Source organism: Taibaiella koreensis (assembly GCF_003545715.1).
GTDB classification, from domain to species: Bacteria; Bacteroidota; Bacteroidia; order Chitinophagales; family Chitinophagaceae; genus Taibaiella; species Taibaiella koreensis.
This window is the reverse complement of sequence record NZ_QVNU01000009.1, coordinates 165,841-183,406: the sequence shown is the minus strand read 5'-3', so window position 1 is coordinate 183,406 and position 17,566 is coordinate 165,841. Positions and strand designations below refer to the sequence as shown.

Annotated in this window: 9 protein-coding genes; 7 read left to right on the top strand and 2 right to left on the bottom strand. The window is 49.9% G+C overall.

The features are described from left to right. Positions 1–379 precede the first annotated feature (379 nt). Positions 380–3,400, top strand: a complete 3,021-nt coding sequence (locus DZK30_RS23805; protein WP_162903401.1) for a ligand-binding sensor domain-containing protein — start codon at positions 380–382, stop codon at positions 3,398–3,400. On the opposite strand, the gene DZK30_RS23800 is transcribed toward DZK30_RS23805, so the two are convergent. Further along, a complete protein-coding gene (locus DZK30_RS23800) occupies positions 3,393–4,016 on the bottom strand; it encodes a response regulator transcription factor (protein WP_118976700.1) in 624 nt (207 codons plus the stop codon). The genes DZK30_RS23805 and DZK30_RS23800 overlap by 8 nt on opposite strands. Positions 4,017–4,637: 621 nt before the next feature. Between DZK30_RS23800 and DZK30_RS23790 the strand changes: the two genes are divergently transcribed. From DZK30_RS23790 to DZK30_RS23775, 4 genes are all read left to right on the top strand, one after another. Beyond that, the gene (locus DZK30_RS23790; protein WP_162903400.1) at positions 4,638–5,879 is read left to right on the top strand and encodes a hypothetical protein; all 1,242 of its coding nucleotides are present in this window, start codon (positions 4,638–4,640) and stop codon (positions 5,877–5,879) included. Positions 5,880–6,039: 160 nt separating this feature from the next. Continuing rightward, positions 6,040–7,710 carry a T9SS type A sorting domain-containing protein gene (locus DZK30_RS23785; protein ID WP_162903399.1) on the top strand — a complete coding sequence of 557 codons (1,671 nt, stop codon included), beginning with the start codon at positions 6,040–6,042 and terminating at the stop codon, positions 7,708–7,710. Between the two features lie 182 nt (positions 7,711–7,892). Beyond that, positions 7,893–8,828 carry a hypothetical protein gene (locus tag DZK30_RS23780; RefSeq protein WP_118976696.1) on the top strand — a complete coding sequence of 312 codons (936 nt, stop codon included), beginning with the start codon at positions 7,893–7,895 and terminating at the stop codon, positions 8,826–8,828. 129 nt (positions 8,829–8,957) lie between these two features. Further along, positions 8,958–10,526 (top strand): T9SS type A sorting domain-containing protein, encoded by a 1,569-nt coding sequence (locus DZK30_RS23775; protein ID WP_118976695.1) that lies wholly within the window; start codon positions 8,958–8,960, stop codon positions 10,524–10,526. A gap of 144 nt (positions 10,527–10,670) precedes the next feature. Here the strand turns inward: DZK30_RS23775 and DZK30_RS23770 are convergent, their stop codons facing one another. Continuing rightward, a complete protein-coding gene (locus DZK30_RS23770; RefSeq protein ID WP_118976694.1) occupies positions 10,671–10,970 on the bottom strand; it encodes a class I lanthipeptide in 300 nt (99 codons plus the stop codon). A 1,116-nt stretch (positions 10,971–12,086) separates the two neighbouring features. On the opposite strand from DZK30_RS23770, the gene DZK30_RS26115 reads away from it, so the two are divergent. Further along, complete coding sequence (locus DZK30_RS26115; protein ID WP_162903398.1) at positions 12,087–12,320, top strand: hypothetical protein; 234 nt, start codon at positions 12,087–12,089, stop codon at positions 12,318–12,320. Positions 12,321–12,379: 59 nt separating this feature from the next. Continuing rightward, positions 12,380–17,518 carry a PKD domain-containing protein gene (locus tag DZK30_RS23765; protein WP_118976693.1) on the top strand — a complete coding sequence of 1,713 codons (5,139 nt, stop codon included), beginning with the start codon at positions 12,380–12,382 and terminating at the stop codon, positions 17,516–17,518. Positions 17,519–17,566 lie beyond the last annotated feature (48 nt).

The following is a 17,566-nucleotide window of genomic DNA, read 5'->3' as shown; positions in this document are numbered from 1 at the left end:
ATGCCAAATTAAAATCTTTCCGGTCTTCTTCCAGAGGAGTAAGGGATATCCCCTTCTTCCTATTCAGGCTCGCTAATATATACGCCTAATTTATACGCCCCCCAACTTTTCCGCTTGATCCTACAAATTCACGGTCTGAACAGACACAAGTACCGAACAATTATATTTGTATACCGATGCTGTAAAACAAAGCACCATCCACTTCCGGTATAAAAATAGTTAGACACTGATCCGGGATTATGCCCGTGACGCCTGATGGGGTACCATTGCAGATAGCATTCCGGGACTGCATCTATAATAGATTATGTATCGCGTCCAAATGCCAAAGGGTTGTAATACTTTGCACGCGTTTTGGTTCCCCCTGTTATTTTCCGGCCATATGAGACGTGTTACGGTTGCAATAGTCATGGTATTGTTTAATGTAATAAGCACCTACGCAGGGAGGACAGTGCATGATTTCGTTGTCTTTCATTATACCACCGAAAACGGGTTGCCGCAAAACAGCGTTAAAGCCATTGCGGCCGATACATTTGGCTTTTACTGGTTAGCCACAGAAGGAGGCCTGGTGCGGTTTGATGGCCGGAATTTCAAGCTTTTTGATAAAGCAAATACCGGAATAGGCTCCAACCGCTTCGTGGACATTATGAAAGATCACCGTACCGGTATACTGTTGGCCATAGCGGACCGGGGATCAATACTATCTGCAGAAAAAGGCTGCGCTTCTTTGCGAGCCAAAGGTAAGCAAGGCCATGCCACCCCCGGATCCTACGTTCATCAGACCTGGAAATTTGGGCAGGAACAGGATTATGACTTTAAGCGGGATACCACCTTACTGCCGGTCTCGCAGGACAAGGCCCTATTGCTAACCAGGGGAAAGATATTCTGGTTCTTATCCGGAAAGAAAATCGCGGAACGCCCTGCACCAGAGGGGATGGCGCCCGGAAGTACTTTCAACATAGGAGAAGATCTTTACTGGCTTTCTTCTGCCGGCAGGCATTTTGAAGTGCAAAGAATAACACCAAAGGGGACCGCTACCCTTGAATTGACCGGCGATATACGGGCGCAGAAGGCTGCCGCAAAGCCGGTGCTCTGTGTCAATAATGCTACCGGGCAAACGTTTCTTTCCTACGGCGATGGTTTGTACCTGGTTGAACGGGACGCTGCCGGCAAACTCAACACCACCCTGCTTCTTTCCGGATTTGACCTGAGCCGGAAAGACATCGCCGCTGCCAGCTACCACAAGGAGCAGGACATGCTTTTGCTGGGGAGTAAAATAGATGGTCTGTATGTTTTCAAAAAGAAATATTTCCAGACAAAGATCGTCAACGATGTCGCTTCTCCCTACAATGTAATACAAGACCAGGTTGCGTACGATGACAGCAGCATACTTACTGATAAAGGGATCGTATTTTCGACCGGAGCACAGAAGCCTTATTTTTTGCCTGAAGCCAGGACAATGATGAGATACTCGGCAAGCAGGATCATGAGAACGTCCGAAGCGATATGGATCGTAAGCGGGAATACGCTCTACCGGTATGCCCCCGATTTCAATACCCTGGTCCAAAAGTGGGTGCTGGACTTCCAGGTATCGGAGCTTGCCGAAGTTCCCGGAGGGCTCTGGCTGGGCACACCCCAGGGCCGGATCTTTAGTATCGGCTATAGGTCAGCGGACAGCAGCCCCAGGCTTGTGTGTACAGTGGGGGCGCATATCCAGACCATCAAAGCCTACGAAGGCAAAGCATGGATCGGGACCAGTGCAGGCTTATACTGTTACGACCTGAACGATCATAAAATGACAGCTCCCGGAATATTGCGGGGCAAAACGGTAAGGGCCTTGCATCAACTGGGAGAACATGAACTGTGGATAGGCACTTACGATGCGGGATTCTATTGCGACAAGAACGGAACGATCAAACAGTTCCCTGCCGACAGAAACAACTACCTGAATGCTGCCCATTGCATACTGGAAGACAACAAAGGATATCTATGGATCACCACAAATAACGGTATATTCCAGATCCTGAAGAAAGACTTATTGTCCTACGACGAAAAAGCGGGCTCCCGTCCCTATTACCAGCATTACAATAAAGAAGAAGGTTTTATATCCAATGAATTCAATGGAGGCAACGATCGTACCAGCCTTAAATTGCCCAATGGCTCATTCTGCTTTTCTTCTATGAAAGGATGGGTATTCTTTAACCCGGATAGCATTAAAGGAATGATCCCCGATAAAGAGATGATCATTGATAAAATTGAAGCAGGCAATAATGAAATCCCCTCTACGGATTCGCTCGTATTGCAACATGCATTTGATCCGGTAACGATCACCGTTGCCACAGCCTATTTTGGCAATCCCGATAACCTGCAATATGAATACCGGTTTGATAACGGAAAATGGCTATCGATGAAAAGCAATCAGGTAGCATTCAACGCCCTGTCATCGGGAAATCATATACTGGCGATAAGAAAAAGGGCCGGCTTCGGTAACCGGTATTCAGAAAGAAGAATAAACATCAATGTGGTGCCTGCCTGGTGGGAAACCCGGATATTCAAAGCAGCCGTGGCCCTCATAGCTGTCATCCTGCTTTGGCTTTCTTTCAGGCTCCGGTTCTACCTTTTAAAGAAACGGAATAAACACCTTGAAGCAGCAATAGAAACACAAACACAGAAGCTGCAGGAACATATTAAGGCATTGAAGCAGTCGGAAGAACAGCTGACCAAAGAAAACAAATTTCAGCAACGGCTGACCAACCATATAGCGCATGATATAAGAACCCCTTTAAAGTACCTTACGTTTTCCTCGAAGCATTTATACGATTCAATAAGACGGGAAAAAAGCACTAAAGAAAATGATGCGCTGGAAATATACAAGGCTACGGAACAGCTCTTTCACTTTACCGGCAGGCTTATTTCTTATCTCAATCTATGGACAGTAACCAACCAGCCTAAAGAGAACGTCGCCATTGCGCCGCTTATCGAGCAGAAGTTTACGATTTTCGCTCTTGCGGCAAAAGAGCGGAATATCAAGCTGATGAACCGGGTACCGGCCGGCCAGGTAATTTTCGGTCATGATATTCTTATTGATATTCTCTTACACAACCTGATTGATAATGGCATTAAGCACACTAGAGAAGGGACAGTTACTGTCGATTTTGAAACACTAAGCCATGACTGGGTTATCTTCATATCCGATACCGGCAACGGAATGCGCGAAGAAGAAATAAAAGCGTACAATGAATACCTGAACGATGAGCAGAAACACGAGAACAAAACCTATACAGGACTTGGGTTCTCTATCATCAAGAACATACTGCCATTGATCGGCGCCAGCTTGATCTTATCTCCCAACCAACCCCGGGGCATTGTCGTCCGGCTGGTCCTTCCATCTACGCTCAAATAATTGCATTGACATAATTCCTGTAAATGGTTACCAGTTCGGGTAGCGTGGAGATGCCCATTTTTTCATAGATACGCCTTTTATAGGTACTTACCGTGGTTTTACCAAGGTCCAGCGTATGGCATATTTCCGAGGTGCCCAAACCTTTAACCAGGAGGTTGGATACTTCAAATTCACGATCGGATAATAATGATATAGGATTGACCATACCATTATCCGCCTCTTCATGTATTGCCGTCGCTGCAAACGGGCGCTGCTCCAGGACGCTATGGATCGCTTTGATCAAAACCTGGTTTTCAATTTCTTTCTGAAGATACAAATCGGCGCCGGCCTTTATAAACCGGTTCGCATACAGGTTTTCATCGTAAGCAGAATAGATGATGATCTTTAGCTCAGGCTGGATCTGCTTCATGATCTGCACCATATGGAAATTATTGCAGCCCGGCATATTGACATCGCATATAGCCAGCGTCAGCTTCCCTTCTGCCAGGACCTGCAGCAGCGTGTCAAAATTGGTCGCAAAAAAGAGCTCCGCGTCCGGCAGAATATCTCTGATAATAATGCTGAGCCCATGTCTTACGATGGAATGATCATCAGCAATCAATATTTGGGGTAACATGAGTAGGTGTGCTTGGGCGAGAAAATTAGAATAAGTTTTCGAAAATTCAGATCGCCGGAACAAATTATTTACATTTAAAAATGTAAAAGCTTAAGCATAGGAATATTGAAAAATATTGCTCTTGCCCGACGATGTAGCCCCGGAACTATTTTCGATAAAGTCGCCCGACGGCGTTCCGGATCTTTTACGTACATTAACATCGTTTCCTTCTTTACACCGGCTAATAATCAATACGGTAGCTGGTTTCAGCTTATTCACAAAAATATATGTAGAACTAATTCTACAAATTGCAGCTTGCCCGTTCCTGGCAAAGGCTATACTTTTAACCCCAAATAAATGGCTGTATTTTTCTTAAAAAAATCGGTTCTGAAATCAATGAATAGAACGACAAGAGACCTATGCCTTATTTTCAGACATAATAGTGTTCCGTTATGGCCAGCGTCACTATAATTTCCAGGACCAGTGCAAAGTCGTTTAAGGGACCGGTAGAAACGTACCGCCGTCATAGTTGCTCCGTTCTCCATCAAGGTCAAATGGTATTTGACCATTTTTGATGCAGTAGCTAAAGAAAAAGCTTACCAGGCCCAACACTATAACTTACCAAACCAACAATCATTTAAGATGAGAAAACGATTTTATACACTAGCAGCGATAACCATTAGTGCAATGGGCACCGCAATGGCACAAACAAAGATCAAAGACGGTAGCGTTGCAGGCTCTTCATCCCTGCCCGATAATAATGCAGTGCTCGAACTCGAAAGTACACAAAAAGGCTTCCTGCTACCCCGTGTACCGCTCCAGGCTACCAATGTGGCCACTCCCCTTACCACGCATATAGCCGGCATGACTGTATATAATACGGCTACAGCAGGTACAGCTCCCTTCGGCGTATCGCCAGGCTGGTACTACAACGACGGTTCCCGTTGGGTACGGCTGGCGGCTACCGGCGGCGGACAGACTGTAGTGTATGGATCCGGCGCGCCGACCGGGACTTGCAGCGGCGCCATACTCTACACAGACACAAATATGATTAGCCCTACGGCAGGCCAGCAGTGGACCTGCAGTGGCGGCAGTTGGGTCGCTTACAGCGCTCCTTCACAAACTGAATGGACCTATTGGGGCTCCAATAATGATGCCGGTGGCGACAAGGTAGCTATGATAGAACGCCGGGGCCATATCGCCGTCAATAATGGTAATCCCAGGATGTATTTTAAGACCGACAATGCGGCGACCTGGAGCAACAGGGTAATAGATGTATCCGACGGACGTTTCCGTTTTTATAGGGAAGGCGGCCCTGAAGGTACCCGGGAATTCATAAATGTTCTCCCCAATGGTAACGTCGGCATAAACGCAGTGGCGCCTGGCGCCACACTGGAAGTAGATGGTAGCCTTAAATTCCCTACAGCCGGAACACCTGTTGCGGGCAAAGTGCTGACTACCGACAATGCCGGCAACGCCACCTGGCAAGCGACCACCTCGTTTGGTAATACCAAGATAGCGGCGACCGGCACTTACTCTTGTCCCTTTAATGGGGCAACAGGAGGAGCCGGCCTTCCTACAGGTTTGAGTATTACTATACCTTCCGCAGGTTGGTATTATTTCGAGACAGGTCTCACGCTTAATACCGATTGTAACGACTACTGGATGTACATTAATACCGGAAGCAGCGTTGCGGATATCTGGCGCGTCTATTGCGGATCTGCCACCGTTGCGTTTATGGTTCCCCGTGACCAGGGCCGTATGCTGTTCCTCAATGCCGGCACTTATCCGATACTGGCCGGCAAAACCAATCCAGTAGTCCCTAATCAATGTAACGCAGGCAATCCCTCCGTCTATGTATTAGCGACGAAGGTCCAAAATTAACAGGGTGCATTATAGCCCGGCAGGCGTATATGGAATCCGGCAGCACCGGTCCAGGTATCTTGCTCATTGCGGCAGCACTATTATACCCGCGCGACGGCGATTGCCATTTTTCGATACCCCGTTTCATACAGCAGGAGCAGGGATAAACTATAAGGAAACGATGAAACAGCTTTATACGACAAGACTTTATCTTTCGATGGCATTACTGATGGGGCCCGGAGTTGCCATGTCCCAGGGGCCTGGTTCGGTAAGCACTTACGGCGGCACGCTTGCTACAATAACGGTGGCGCCGGGCGGCACGCATACCGACGTTTCAGAAACATTGTATATAGGCCCGGGCCATTACCAGGTAGACGGAACATGGGATATATACAGCAAATACATAGCAATAGATCCGACGGCGGTGGTTACGGGAACCGGTACCATCAATTTTTTTAATGCCTCGGCTGCCGGAGGTGCCGCCGGCCCCACCTTGATCGATGGCAACGACGGCATCAATGCTATAGCTGTGAATATGACATTGCAAAATACAAGTGGAATGGCACTGACGAATACGGACTTTCCGGCAGATCTCACTGCGGCAGGCTTTACTAATAATACAGCCACTTCTACCTTGTATATAGGAAACGACCTGAACCTGGCTGTAGACGGAGCGCATGTAACCCTGGGTACCGGCGCCACCGGCGACCTGCGTTTTGATAGCGACGCTACTATCAGCAATTACAGCCCGGCCCGCATGATCATTACCAGCAACAGTACGCTGAGCCATACGGTTAAGGACGTGTATACCGGCGTCTTTACCTTTCCGGTAGGCATTGCTGCCGGAGACTATACACCGGCGCAAATCACCAATACTACTGCCAACGGTATGCATGTAAGCATACAAGATTATGCAGGCAGTGTTTCCGATGAGCCGGCGGGTACAACCGGTAACGGCATTACCCGCACCTGGAATATATATGCTGATATTGTTTCAGGAAATAGCGGCATTGCTTTGCAGCACAATAACAGTACCAACCAAAGTGCGTTTAACGATGCGGAACATTTCGTAACCCGTAACGGCTCAATACCCAATAGTACTGGCGACAATCCAAGTCTGAGCTCCTGGCAGAGCAATACCCCAGGAGCAGGGACCACCGGCGACCTGAGTAGTACGGGGACCGTTACCGGATCATCTCTCCGTAGCCGTACATATACTGATTTTGCGACCACAGCTTCTGCTACTGCAGCCTATTACTCCAAGAGCAGCAACCCCATAACACCGCTGCCTGTAGCGTTGGTCGGCTTCGCGGGTAATGCCGACAAATGTACTGTTACCCTTTGGTGGGAAACGGCCAATGAACGGGACTTAGATCATTTTGCTGTTGAATATGGTACTGATGGTAAAAACTTTTCGGTTATCGGTCGTGTTACCGGTAGTAATACAGCACATGGGGATAGGTATACCTTTGTTACACAACAAGCAGGTAGTACGGGAATGTATCGCTTATCCATAGTAGATCTGGATGGAAGTGTCACGAAAAGCAAGGTGGTGACGATGTCTGCCCAATGCGAAGCAGACTATACAAGCTGGTCTGTATATCCCACACCAGCAGAGCTTTCCGATGAAATAATCATAAGCATAAACACAAATAAAAACAGGAGTGACCTACGGCTTATTGTAGTGAGTATGCTGGGACAGGAGCTGGTAAACGACAAGCTCGATATCTCCCCGGGTATCAGCAGCTTCGCATTGCCTGCAGCCCGTTGGGCAAAGGGAAGCTATATCATTACACTGATCGATAGTAAAGGGAACCGCGTCGGTAAGGCCAATAGGCTGGTACTTAAATAGGGAAGCCAGCCACGCTTAATAAGCTCCGGCGTATATAAACACGACGCGTGTAGGGGTGTCTGGCTCCTGCTTTACCGATCCGGCTTATTGTCATCCAGCCAATTGGAATAATATTAGCGGCGGCCTTCACAATTTGATTTTAAGAACCCTCAATTTTTATACAACCCAAAGTCCAAACGATTATGAGAAACCCACTACTACTTGGTACCTTAACGCTATGTGCCTTTTTATCCGGATACACCTCGTTCTGTCAAACGGGCAATACAGGCGTCGGCACCACAACGCCAGGTTCAAAGCTGACCGTCAATGGCTCCATGGCAGCACAATATACGACCGTAGCGGCCAGTGGAACCGTTGGCGCCAATGACTTTTACATAGCTTATAACGGTAGTGCTGACGGCACCCTCACCTTGCCGGCGGCCATAAGCGGAACCGGTAATTTCATGGGACGGATGTACCATTTTAAGAATACAGGTACGGCCGTGCTCACGATAGCGGCCAATGGGACCGAACTGATCGATAACCAAAGCGGCGCAGGCGTAGCATCGGTGAAGGTGCCGGCCGGCTACTATGCTTTTTTTATAGCTAAAGGCACGACTACCGGTACCACCTGGGAACTGGTATTACTCTCGAGCGCCAATAGCGTGCCTGCGGCAGCCTCTACGTATCCGTTCTCCGCAACACCCACCAGCTCCCGGCAAACCTGCACGGCTACTGTGGGTGCAGGGCCTTATGTCCGGACAGAGATCAAATACCCGCAGGGCGCCATTGCGAATACTGCTAATGTGCTGGATACGGCCAACGGCCGGTTTACAGCGCCGGCCAGCGGTTACTATTTATTTTATGGGGCTACCCAGTTTGACAACGGTCTGGTGGCAGGCAATCCCACTTTTGCCTGGGCCATATTATACCTGGTGAAGAACGCCGGGGGCGCCAATACGATATTGGTACAATCGTACGAGTCCAACCCGGGAACGGTAAAGGGTGTCAATGCCTCCTGCATAACCTACCTGAATGCAGGCGAAACGGTGAGTATGGCCGGCGCAGCCCAGGTGTCGGGTGGTACCGAATATCAGGTGGTGGTCAGTACCCTTTACGGTTACAAAATTGCCAATTAAGTACCGGGATCTGTTACATCCTTCATTCTGTTCACCAGGCTCCCGGAACACAAGCAGGTCAACAGGGCCTCTGTTGCCGCCATCAGGCAACAATAACCGGAGCTGCCTCAACTTTAAAGCAATTTGCTTATGAAAATCCTATATCCAATTCTGAGCGCACTGGGCTTTTCTGCAAGCGTTGTCCCGGCTCAGGCACAGTTTTACTTGGGTGGGCTCAACAATGATAACAATGCCGGCATCGTATCCTATTATACAGATTCGGCTATAGTGCCGCCTTCGGGTAGCTATACCGCCGTGAACGGCGCTATGACCATACACGGCGGGAAGCACCTTCATATCGACGGGCCGTATACTGCCGGTTCCGGGTCTATAGATTCTCTCGTGGGAGACGGCTCAGCGAGCTGGCCGCCGACAGATGCGATTAAAACGATATCCGGTTCTATAGCACCTACATTGGCCATTGCGGCTTTTACCAATGGCGTGGGCCAGGCGGTCGACATCACCAATACCAATGGCGTCAATATAGCCACCAGCCTGTACTTTGGCAACGGGCTTACAACAACGGTGCGTAGCAACAGCAATACCGGAGCTTTACGCTTCCTTGACAATGCCGTTTATACCAATGCCTCATCAGGTGATGCGCAATATGTAAATGGCTACGTGAGCAAAATAGGTAACGATGCTTTTACCTTCCCGGTGGGTAGCCAGGCAGGCAACGACCTGCGTACCTTGCAGATCAGCGCGCCAGGTACGGCTACCGATCATATCAGCATCGCGTATTGGTCAGGCGATGCCAGCTCGGGTATGGATCCTACGTCAACGGGCACGCAAAGCCTTACCGCCCTAAATCCAACCGGCACAGCAGGTGTCGACCGGCTCTTCTCGGTTTCACCTTTATGCTTTTGGGATTGGATAGCGATCAGTGGTACGTCATCGCTTAGCATTACGGTATCCCTCCCAGGCTTTTCGGGCAACGGCGGCTATACCAATGCGGCCAATATGCGCCTTACCGGTTGGAACACCAATACACTGCAATGGGATAACCTGAGTGGTAACACAGGGGCTTCGGGACTTGCCGAAGGCAGCACATTGAGCGGTACGGTTCCGGATATAAGCCTGTACAGCGCTATAGCAATAGGCAATGTGCAAGAGGTCCCCTTACCGGTAAACATTACTTCCTTCACTGGTAATATGGACAACAGCTGCAATGCCAGGCTGACCTGGGAAACCGCCCGGGAGTTGAATGTAGCAGAATTTGCAATACAATACAGCGCCGATGGCAGACAATTTACCAACGCAGGGACAGTAGCCCCCGGGCACTCGGGAACCGGTACCTATACCCTTACGCTTTCTGATATTCCTCATGGCAAAGCATTCTTTCGCCTGATGGTAAAGGACCGGGATGGCAGCATTGCCTATGATAGTCGTGTGCTGCAATTGCAAAGCAATTGTGAGGGCGCTGCAGCAATTGCCCTATGGCCCAACCCGGCGAAAGATGCTGTGACGGTCAGCGGTATGTACGGCCGGCATACTATCGCGGTGCTCGATATTAACGGTCGTCCGTTGCGTACAGTTGTTACAGACAATAGCCGGGAGCAGATCGACATAAGACATCTGAGTGATGGCACTTACCTGTTGCGCATTACGAACAATAGCAATAACGAAGTGATCTATAGAAAAATGGTTAAACAACAATAGGACTCGATTGGGTATCCGGGGTATAAAAACGGATAGCTATGCCGCCATTCCGCATAAGTACGAGAGTGAAAATTTTATGTCAAAATAATAGCCGCCCCTGGGGCGGCTATTATTTTTATCGTCCATTTCAGGTATTTACCAGGCTTATCCGCCTGTAGCACAAATCTGAACGGAACAATGGTTAAAGAAGGTCGGACAGCCTTCTGATGGCTGCGGACAATTAAGGGCGGTGGCCGGACAGGTACCGGTACACTGGCAATAGCTTTCCCCGGCTTCTGTATTGAAGCAGGCGCTTCCTACGGTATTACAAGGTTCCAATACGCCACTGGTGGGGCAGCCCTTTGTAAATCCTCCGCCTAGGATCCCGTTTCCTTTCTCCGATCCCAGTTCCGTAATGGTGATCTTCTTTAAAGACAGCTTCGTGTTTAGTGTTTTCTTTTTCATATAGCCCTATTTTTTGTGTGAGCATTAAAGGTCCACGGAACCACTGCGTAAAACTTGCAGTAATGAATAGGTAGCAAGAAAACACAAGAAGACGGAAATTAAGATAAAAAGGCGCTTGCTCAACTGACCAGATAAAAAGCCACTCCTTTATGGAATGGCTTTAAAGCAATTGATCGGGGATAGATCAGCAGATCGCAATAGAACAATTGGGTCCATTTACAGTAGGGCAAGCCAGGGTTTGCGGCGGGCATCCCCATGTAGGGCAGGCATCGACCCAGGACGGACATGTTTTGGCGTTTTGCGTGGGCTGCGGACAGAGACAAGCTGTAGGACCAAGCTGAGAAGGGCCGCCGCCAGCGGCACCCTTTTGATTTTCTAAAGACAGGATATTCTTTTTGTTCAGATGTAGCTTTTGAAGCGCAACCGGTTTCTTTTTCATTTGACTTTATTTTAAGTAGGCCCTAAAGTTCAGCATGCGCACTGCAGGAAAAATGCAGTAACAAACATCAGCAGAAAAGCACAAAAGTCACGCCATAGCCAGGCAGCCGGTATAACCTGCTCAGTAATGACGAAACAGGGGTAAAGGAATATGCCCCCTTTGCATCTATTGTGCAGCGATAATTTGGGAGCCTGCGCCTCCCTGTGGCTTATTGTTAAAAGCTTTTTCCCATCTTAACGGTAGTTTACCAGGGCGTTTACTTATGGTAAACAAGATTTTTGTATTTCCATAACAGCCATTCTTCCGGCATATGCTTTCATTATGCTCCTTTTTCATGGTTTAGCGGGGAAAGCTTATCCCCAATATACCATCATTTCAATAGGTAATAGCGGAATGCGACATATTTTATGGATAGAAAAATTGCATAATATACATAGGTAAAAGCCTGAAAAAAATCGAGTTTAATATCTGTATTAAATACAATTATTGATTTATATTTTTACAGTTCAATAAGGTTTGCTTAACAAAATTTATTGTCACCTGCATCGGATAGCAATATCCGGCTATATCATTTGAATTGATTTTCATCATAATAAATGATACCAAACGAAATCCTATAATTTGTTGTTTTCCACCCTGCCCAAACGGGAAACGACAGGCACCAAAACCCAAGGCTCATGTATCAGCATGCCCTGCATACTATACAGGCGATCACCATTTTACAGCTCTTCTACCCCAGTTGTAAAATCTTCCGGCACCGCTATAATAAGCGGCTAAAGGTGCTATACCCCGCTAAGATAGCTGTGCCCTCCGGCGTCCTTTCGTGCCGGATGCTGAACAGCATTAACCGGCGGCAAAAAGGCATTGCCATTTGCATCCCCGCACCTTCCCTGAGCAGTCACCCACCCTGACGCGGGTGCGCCTGAAAAAACCAAACAAAGAATAACATTTTCACCAAAACATTAATCTCATGAGAAAAATTATCTTATTCACCAGGCATGTGCTGCTCCTTTGTCTGCTCACGGCATTGGGTCAGACCACCTGGGGACAAGTGATCACGGGACCAGATACGGTATGTGTAGGTGTGCCATCGGTATTTACTGCTACACCGGGCGGCACCGCCGGCTATACCTGGCTGGCCAACCCGGCTGTGACACCCACTTCGACCAGCAGCACGGCCACGATCACTTTCAATTCCCCCACCACCACGGGTAACGTTACCGTGCTGTTCCCCGGCTTTACGCCCCCTCCGGGCTATGCCACCAAAACAGTAGTCGTGATTCCCGCACCCGATCTTGCCATTACTTCCAACTTTGAAGTAGGCTGTCAAAGCATCGCCATGGACTCTGTACGCAAAGGCGAGCAGGGCGGCAACAACCAGAACATGGAGCCCGATGGCCCTTGTATCAAAGTTTGTGAAAACAGTATTGTACGCTATTACGCTACCGGTGTTACAGCCGGCACCTTCACCTGGAATGTTGTGGGTGCTACCCTGCTCAACAACTGGGGCGACAGCATCGAAGTACAATGGGGTGCTCCCGGCACCGCCGGCTCCATTTCGCTGCATGCCGTAACCCCCTGCGCCGCTTATGACAAGGAAATATGCGTTCAGGTTACTGCCAAGCCAAGGGCCCTGTTTGCAGTACTCCCCGACCCCGGCCCGGCCAAAGACTTCAAGACCTGTGTCAAAAACCTGATCCAGTTCCAGGACCTGTCGCAAGGCACGCCCCAGTCGCCCATCGTAAGCTGGTACTGGGATTTCGGAGATGGCAACACCTCCGCACAGCAAAGCCCGACCTATTCCTACGATAATCCCGGCTCCTACATTATCCGGCTTACTGTCAAAAATGCTTGTAACTGTACTGACGTTTACGAGATAAAAGTTGATGTAAGCCCCTTAAAGGGACCTGATATTATTTGTCCCTCGGTCGTATGCGAAAAGCAAAAAGCAACTTATAAGACCAGTGTTTCCTGCAGCAACTATCAATGGCAGGTTACCGGCGGCAGCATCGTGAACGGTGGTGGCCCCGGCGATCCCTTCGTTGAAGTCGTTTGGGCTGGCTCCGACTTCGGTTATGTAAGCCTTACTACGCCCGGCTGCGGCGCCACTTGCCCCGGTACAACAACTATTAAAGTACCGGTAGTAAGCACCAGCGCTCAGATCGACGGTCCGCTCGTTATCTGCACTGGAAAAGAATACGAATATACCCTGCCTTTATGGCCCGGCACCCGCTGGAACTGGGGTGTAATCAACGAGCCCACCGCTGTACAAGGTATCCGTACCGATTACAGGGTTGTAGTGAAATTTGACAATCCCGGCAGCTACACCATCCATGGCACCTACCAGAACGGTGTTACCCTTTGCGGCGGCGACGCCCAGCTGAAGGTAGTCGTTGTGGATCCTTCGGTGATCCTGGGTGATGATTTCGCCTGCCAGAACGACAACAAGAACTATACATTGAACACCGGCGACTTTGCTACATGGGTACTGAATGGTCCCGCACCGCAATCCGGATCGGGCACCAACTTCAATGCTTCCTTCCCGCTGCCCGGTACTTATGTGCTGAGCGCTATCGGCAATTTCTGCTCCGATCCCATTACGATCAAAGTGCAGAAACTGCCCGGCATCGTGAACACCATGACCGGCGACGACACCGTATGTCTCAATGTTCCTTATACCTACAAGGCTACAGCCAACGATCCCAACTCGGTATTTACCTGGCAGGCGATTGGTGGTACCGTAACGCCTGGCAACGGCGACGAAGTGACCGTTGTATGGACCTCAGCCGGTTTCAAGCAGCTCAATGTATGGCGCGAGCAGATCGAAGAGCCGCATTGCGCCGGACCGGTTAAATCCATGAACATCATCCAGGATCCGTTCAACCCCACCATTACAGGCCCGGCTACAGCCTGCGGTAATGGTTACAACGATTACCTGACAACTTATAACACAGGTGATTCCTATTACTGGAACGTAACTCCTGGAAGTGCGGGTAGCATCGTTGGCAATGTTTACGGCCAGACGGCAAAAGTGTTGTGGAAAAATGTTCCTTCCACTACTGTTGCTACTATTTCACTCGTAGTAACCAAATGCGGTAAGACGGATACGGTATACAAGACCGTAACGGTAAATCCTTCGCCGCTGCCGATATTAACCTCTCCCGTGAATGCTTGTCCGGGTTGGGTGACCATCTCGACTACTTCCGGTGCCGCGAATTATACCTGGGACATCCCCGGCGTTTACTCCGCTACTACCCCCATGAGTTCTATCACGGTTCCGTTCCCTTACAACAATACATCTTCACCTGTCGTGTACACGATCTCGGTGAAGGCTTCGGGAGCAGCCTCGACCTCCATTACCTGTCCTCCCCAGGGCACGGCGGCGACCACCATCAACATACTGCCTGGCCCTGTAGCCTATGCCAGCTCACCTGGCCCGCTGGCACTGTGCCCCGGTACGGTAACCCAGCTTATCGGCACTTATACCAATAACGCGCCCACACCGCTTACCTTCAGGTGGCTGAACAGCGGTAGCCCGTACACGACACCTACTACTGTAAGTCCTGATACGGCTACAGGGATCGGCGGCTCCTTTGTATTCATCGCAACAGCTGCCAACGGCTGTACTGATACTTCAGATGCTGTGGTGATCACTACGCTGAGCAGCTGTGGTTCCAGTGGCGGACCCGGCGGACCTAGCTGTACGCCTCCGACCAATCCTGCTACCCTAAGCGCTGTAGTGAACTGCAACGTGGTAACACTGACTCCCAGCGCACATGTAGGCGCGACCCAGTCCTGGTCTTATTCTACACTGCCCACATCAGGTATTAATACCACTACCGTAAGCTATACCAATCCTGGTATTTACACGATCAACTATACCGAGACCTGGGGCGGCACTACTTGTGCTTCCAGAGCCTCTGTACAGGTGAAGATCGGCGCCAAAGCTGATTTCTACCATAAGATCGCCTGCGGTCCGGGCACTACGTACAACGTGACCTTCGAAGACCGCACCGCTTACCTTACCGGCTTTGTGATCGGCCCCATCAGCTGGAGCATTTCTCCGGCAGGCAGCGCAGCTCCGGCTACAGGTACCGGTAACACTTTCGTCTCTTCATTACAGGCGGGTGTGAGCTATACTGTTACTGAAAGCGTAGGTGTAACCCCTCCCGGAGGCGGCACCACTACCTTCTGTACGGTAACACGTAATATTCTTATGCCAACCAAGCCGACGGTAAGCATTGTGAACACCACAATACCCCTTACAGCTAACTGTAGCGGATTACCCATCTCCTTCGGGCCTAATATTACACCAGCACCACCTAGTACTGTAGTGGCCAGCTATCTTTGGAATTTCGGTACAGGTTTTGGTACCAGTGCCGTAGACTCTCCGTCAACAGCCTTTAGTACAAACACACCTATCTCGCAGCCCATTTCGTTGACCATTACAGATGCTTATGGCTGTACGGCCAGCGGCAGCACGGGTGTAAACATCTTCCCGCACAACCTGAGTGGCATTGTTACCGGTGGAGATACCGTATGTTCCGGTGCACCAGTCCAGTTGAATTATACAAACACTGGTTCAAGCTCGGCCATTTCGCCATACCTCTGGAACTGGGACGAGCACAGCACGCCAACCAGCGTTCCGACCTATGGCGCCACAGCATCCGGCGCTTATTGGGTACAGGTATTTGACATACACAGCTGCAGGGCCAACACTCTGACGGAGAATGTAATGATCATCAAGAGTCCCGTGGCTACCATCCGTGGCGATGTGGATTACTGCGATGGCGATGCAGTTGAGCTGAACGGCTACCTGGGCGCAGGAACGGTTTATGAATGGCGCCGTAACGGCGGAGCGGTGATCAGCACTGCAGCCACCATCAGCGACGCAGGCCTGAGCCCCGGCACTTACACTTACCAGCTGAAGGTAACCAATACCGATCCGCTGAGCGGTGTATCGTGCAGCAGCACGACCTCAACCTCCATTACCATCAACCCGCTGCCCGGACCTCCGTCTATCAGCGGCCCGGTAATTATCGATTGCGCCACCAACGAGATGACCCTGACCGCCAGCCATGGCAGCCCGGGCACCTTTACCTGGAGCAACGGTACCAATGGCGCCGTAAATACCATCTACCAGGGCGGACCTTACCGCGTATGGTATACCAACAGTGTAGGCTGCCGCAGCCACAAGGACATCTATGTGCCCTATGCTCCGGAGAAGTATTTCGAATACTTCCCATCAGGCTGCTACTCTATGTGTAAAGCACAGATCAGCGATCTGTACCTGTATGGACCTCCGGGTATTGCCTTCCAGCAATGGCAATGGCTCAGGAATGGCGGTGTAGACATGAGCGGTTTCAACAGCACCGTTTCGCCCTACAAAGTGCCTACCTTCGGCCAATACCAGGAAATGCTGAACAATGGCATGTGCGCCGAGAAATCCGACATCATGGATATCAAAGATGCACAATGTATGGATTGCGAAGGTGCGATCAAGGAAGTAAGGCTCAGGTGCGATCCAAGCGTTCCGGGCAGGTATTTCCTCGACATCTCCATTTCCAACAATTACGGCGTGCCGGGCACCTTCTCGCTGGGTAGCGATTATGGTCCCATACTGCCTTCCATCGGTGGCGTAGGACCCTTCGGCGGCGTTTCGCTTAACATAGCGTTCAACAGCCTGTCGATACCGCCACCAGCCGTGATCAAGATCCAGCTGTTGTTCATGTACGGCGATGGACGGAAATGCTATCGCTCTGTTGATGTGAAAGTACCGAAATGCAGCTGGGACCCCCAGCGTCCTGCACCGGAAGACGAAGCTGCCGACAACGGTCAGCGCTTTACCGTTCTGGATGCCATGGAGCTGTATCCCAACCCTGCCGGCCAGCAAGCCACTGTATCTTACGACTACGGCGCCCATACCAAGGGCGACCGCTCGATCGTAGTATACGACATTGCCGGACGCAAGGTAGCAACGCATAAGGTAACCGAGTCTAAAGGCAAATGGATTATGGGAACCAGCGAATGGATATCGGGCATGTACCTGATCCGCATGGAAGCGGACGGAGAAACCCTGCATGTTCAGCGACTGTCCGTAACACACTAGTCTTAATACTTGAAAAAATAACAAAACCGCTTGTCTAAGCGGTTTTGT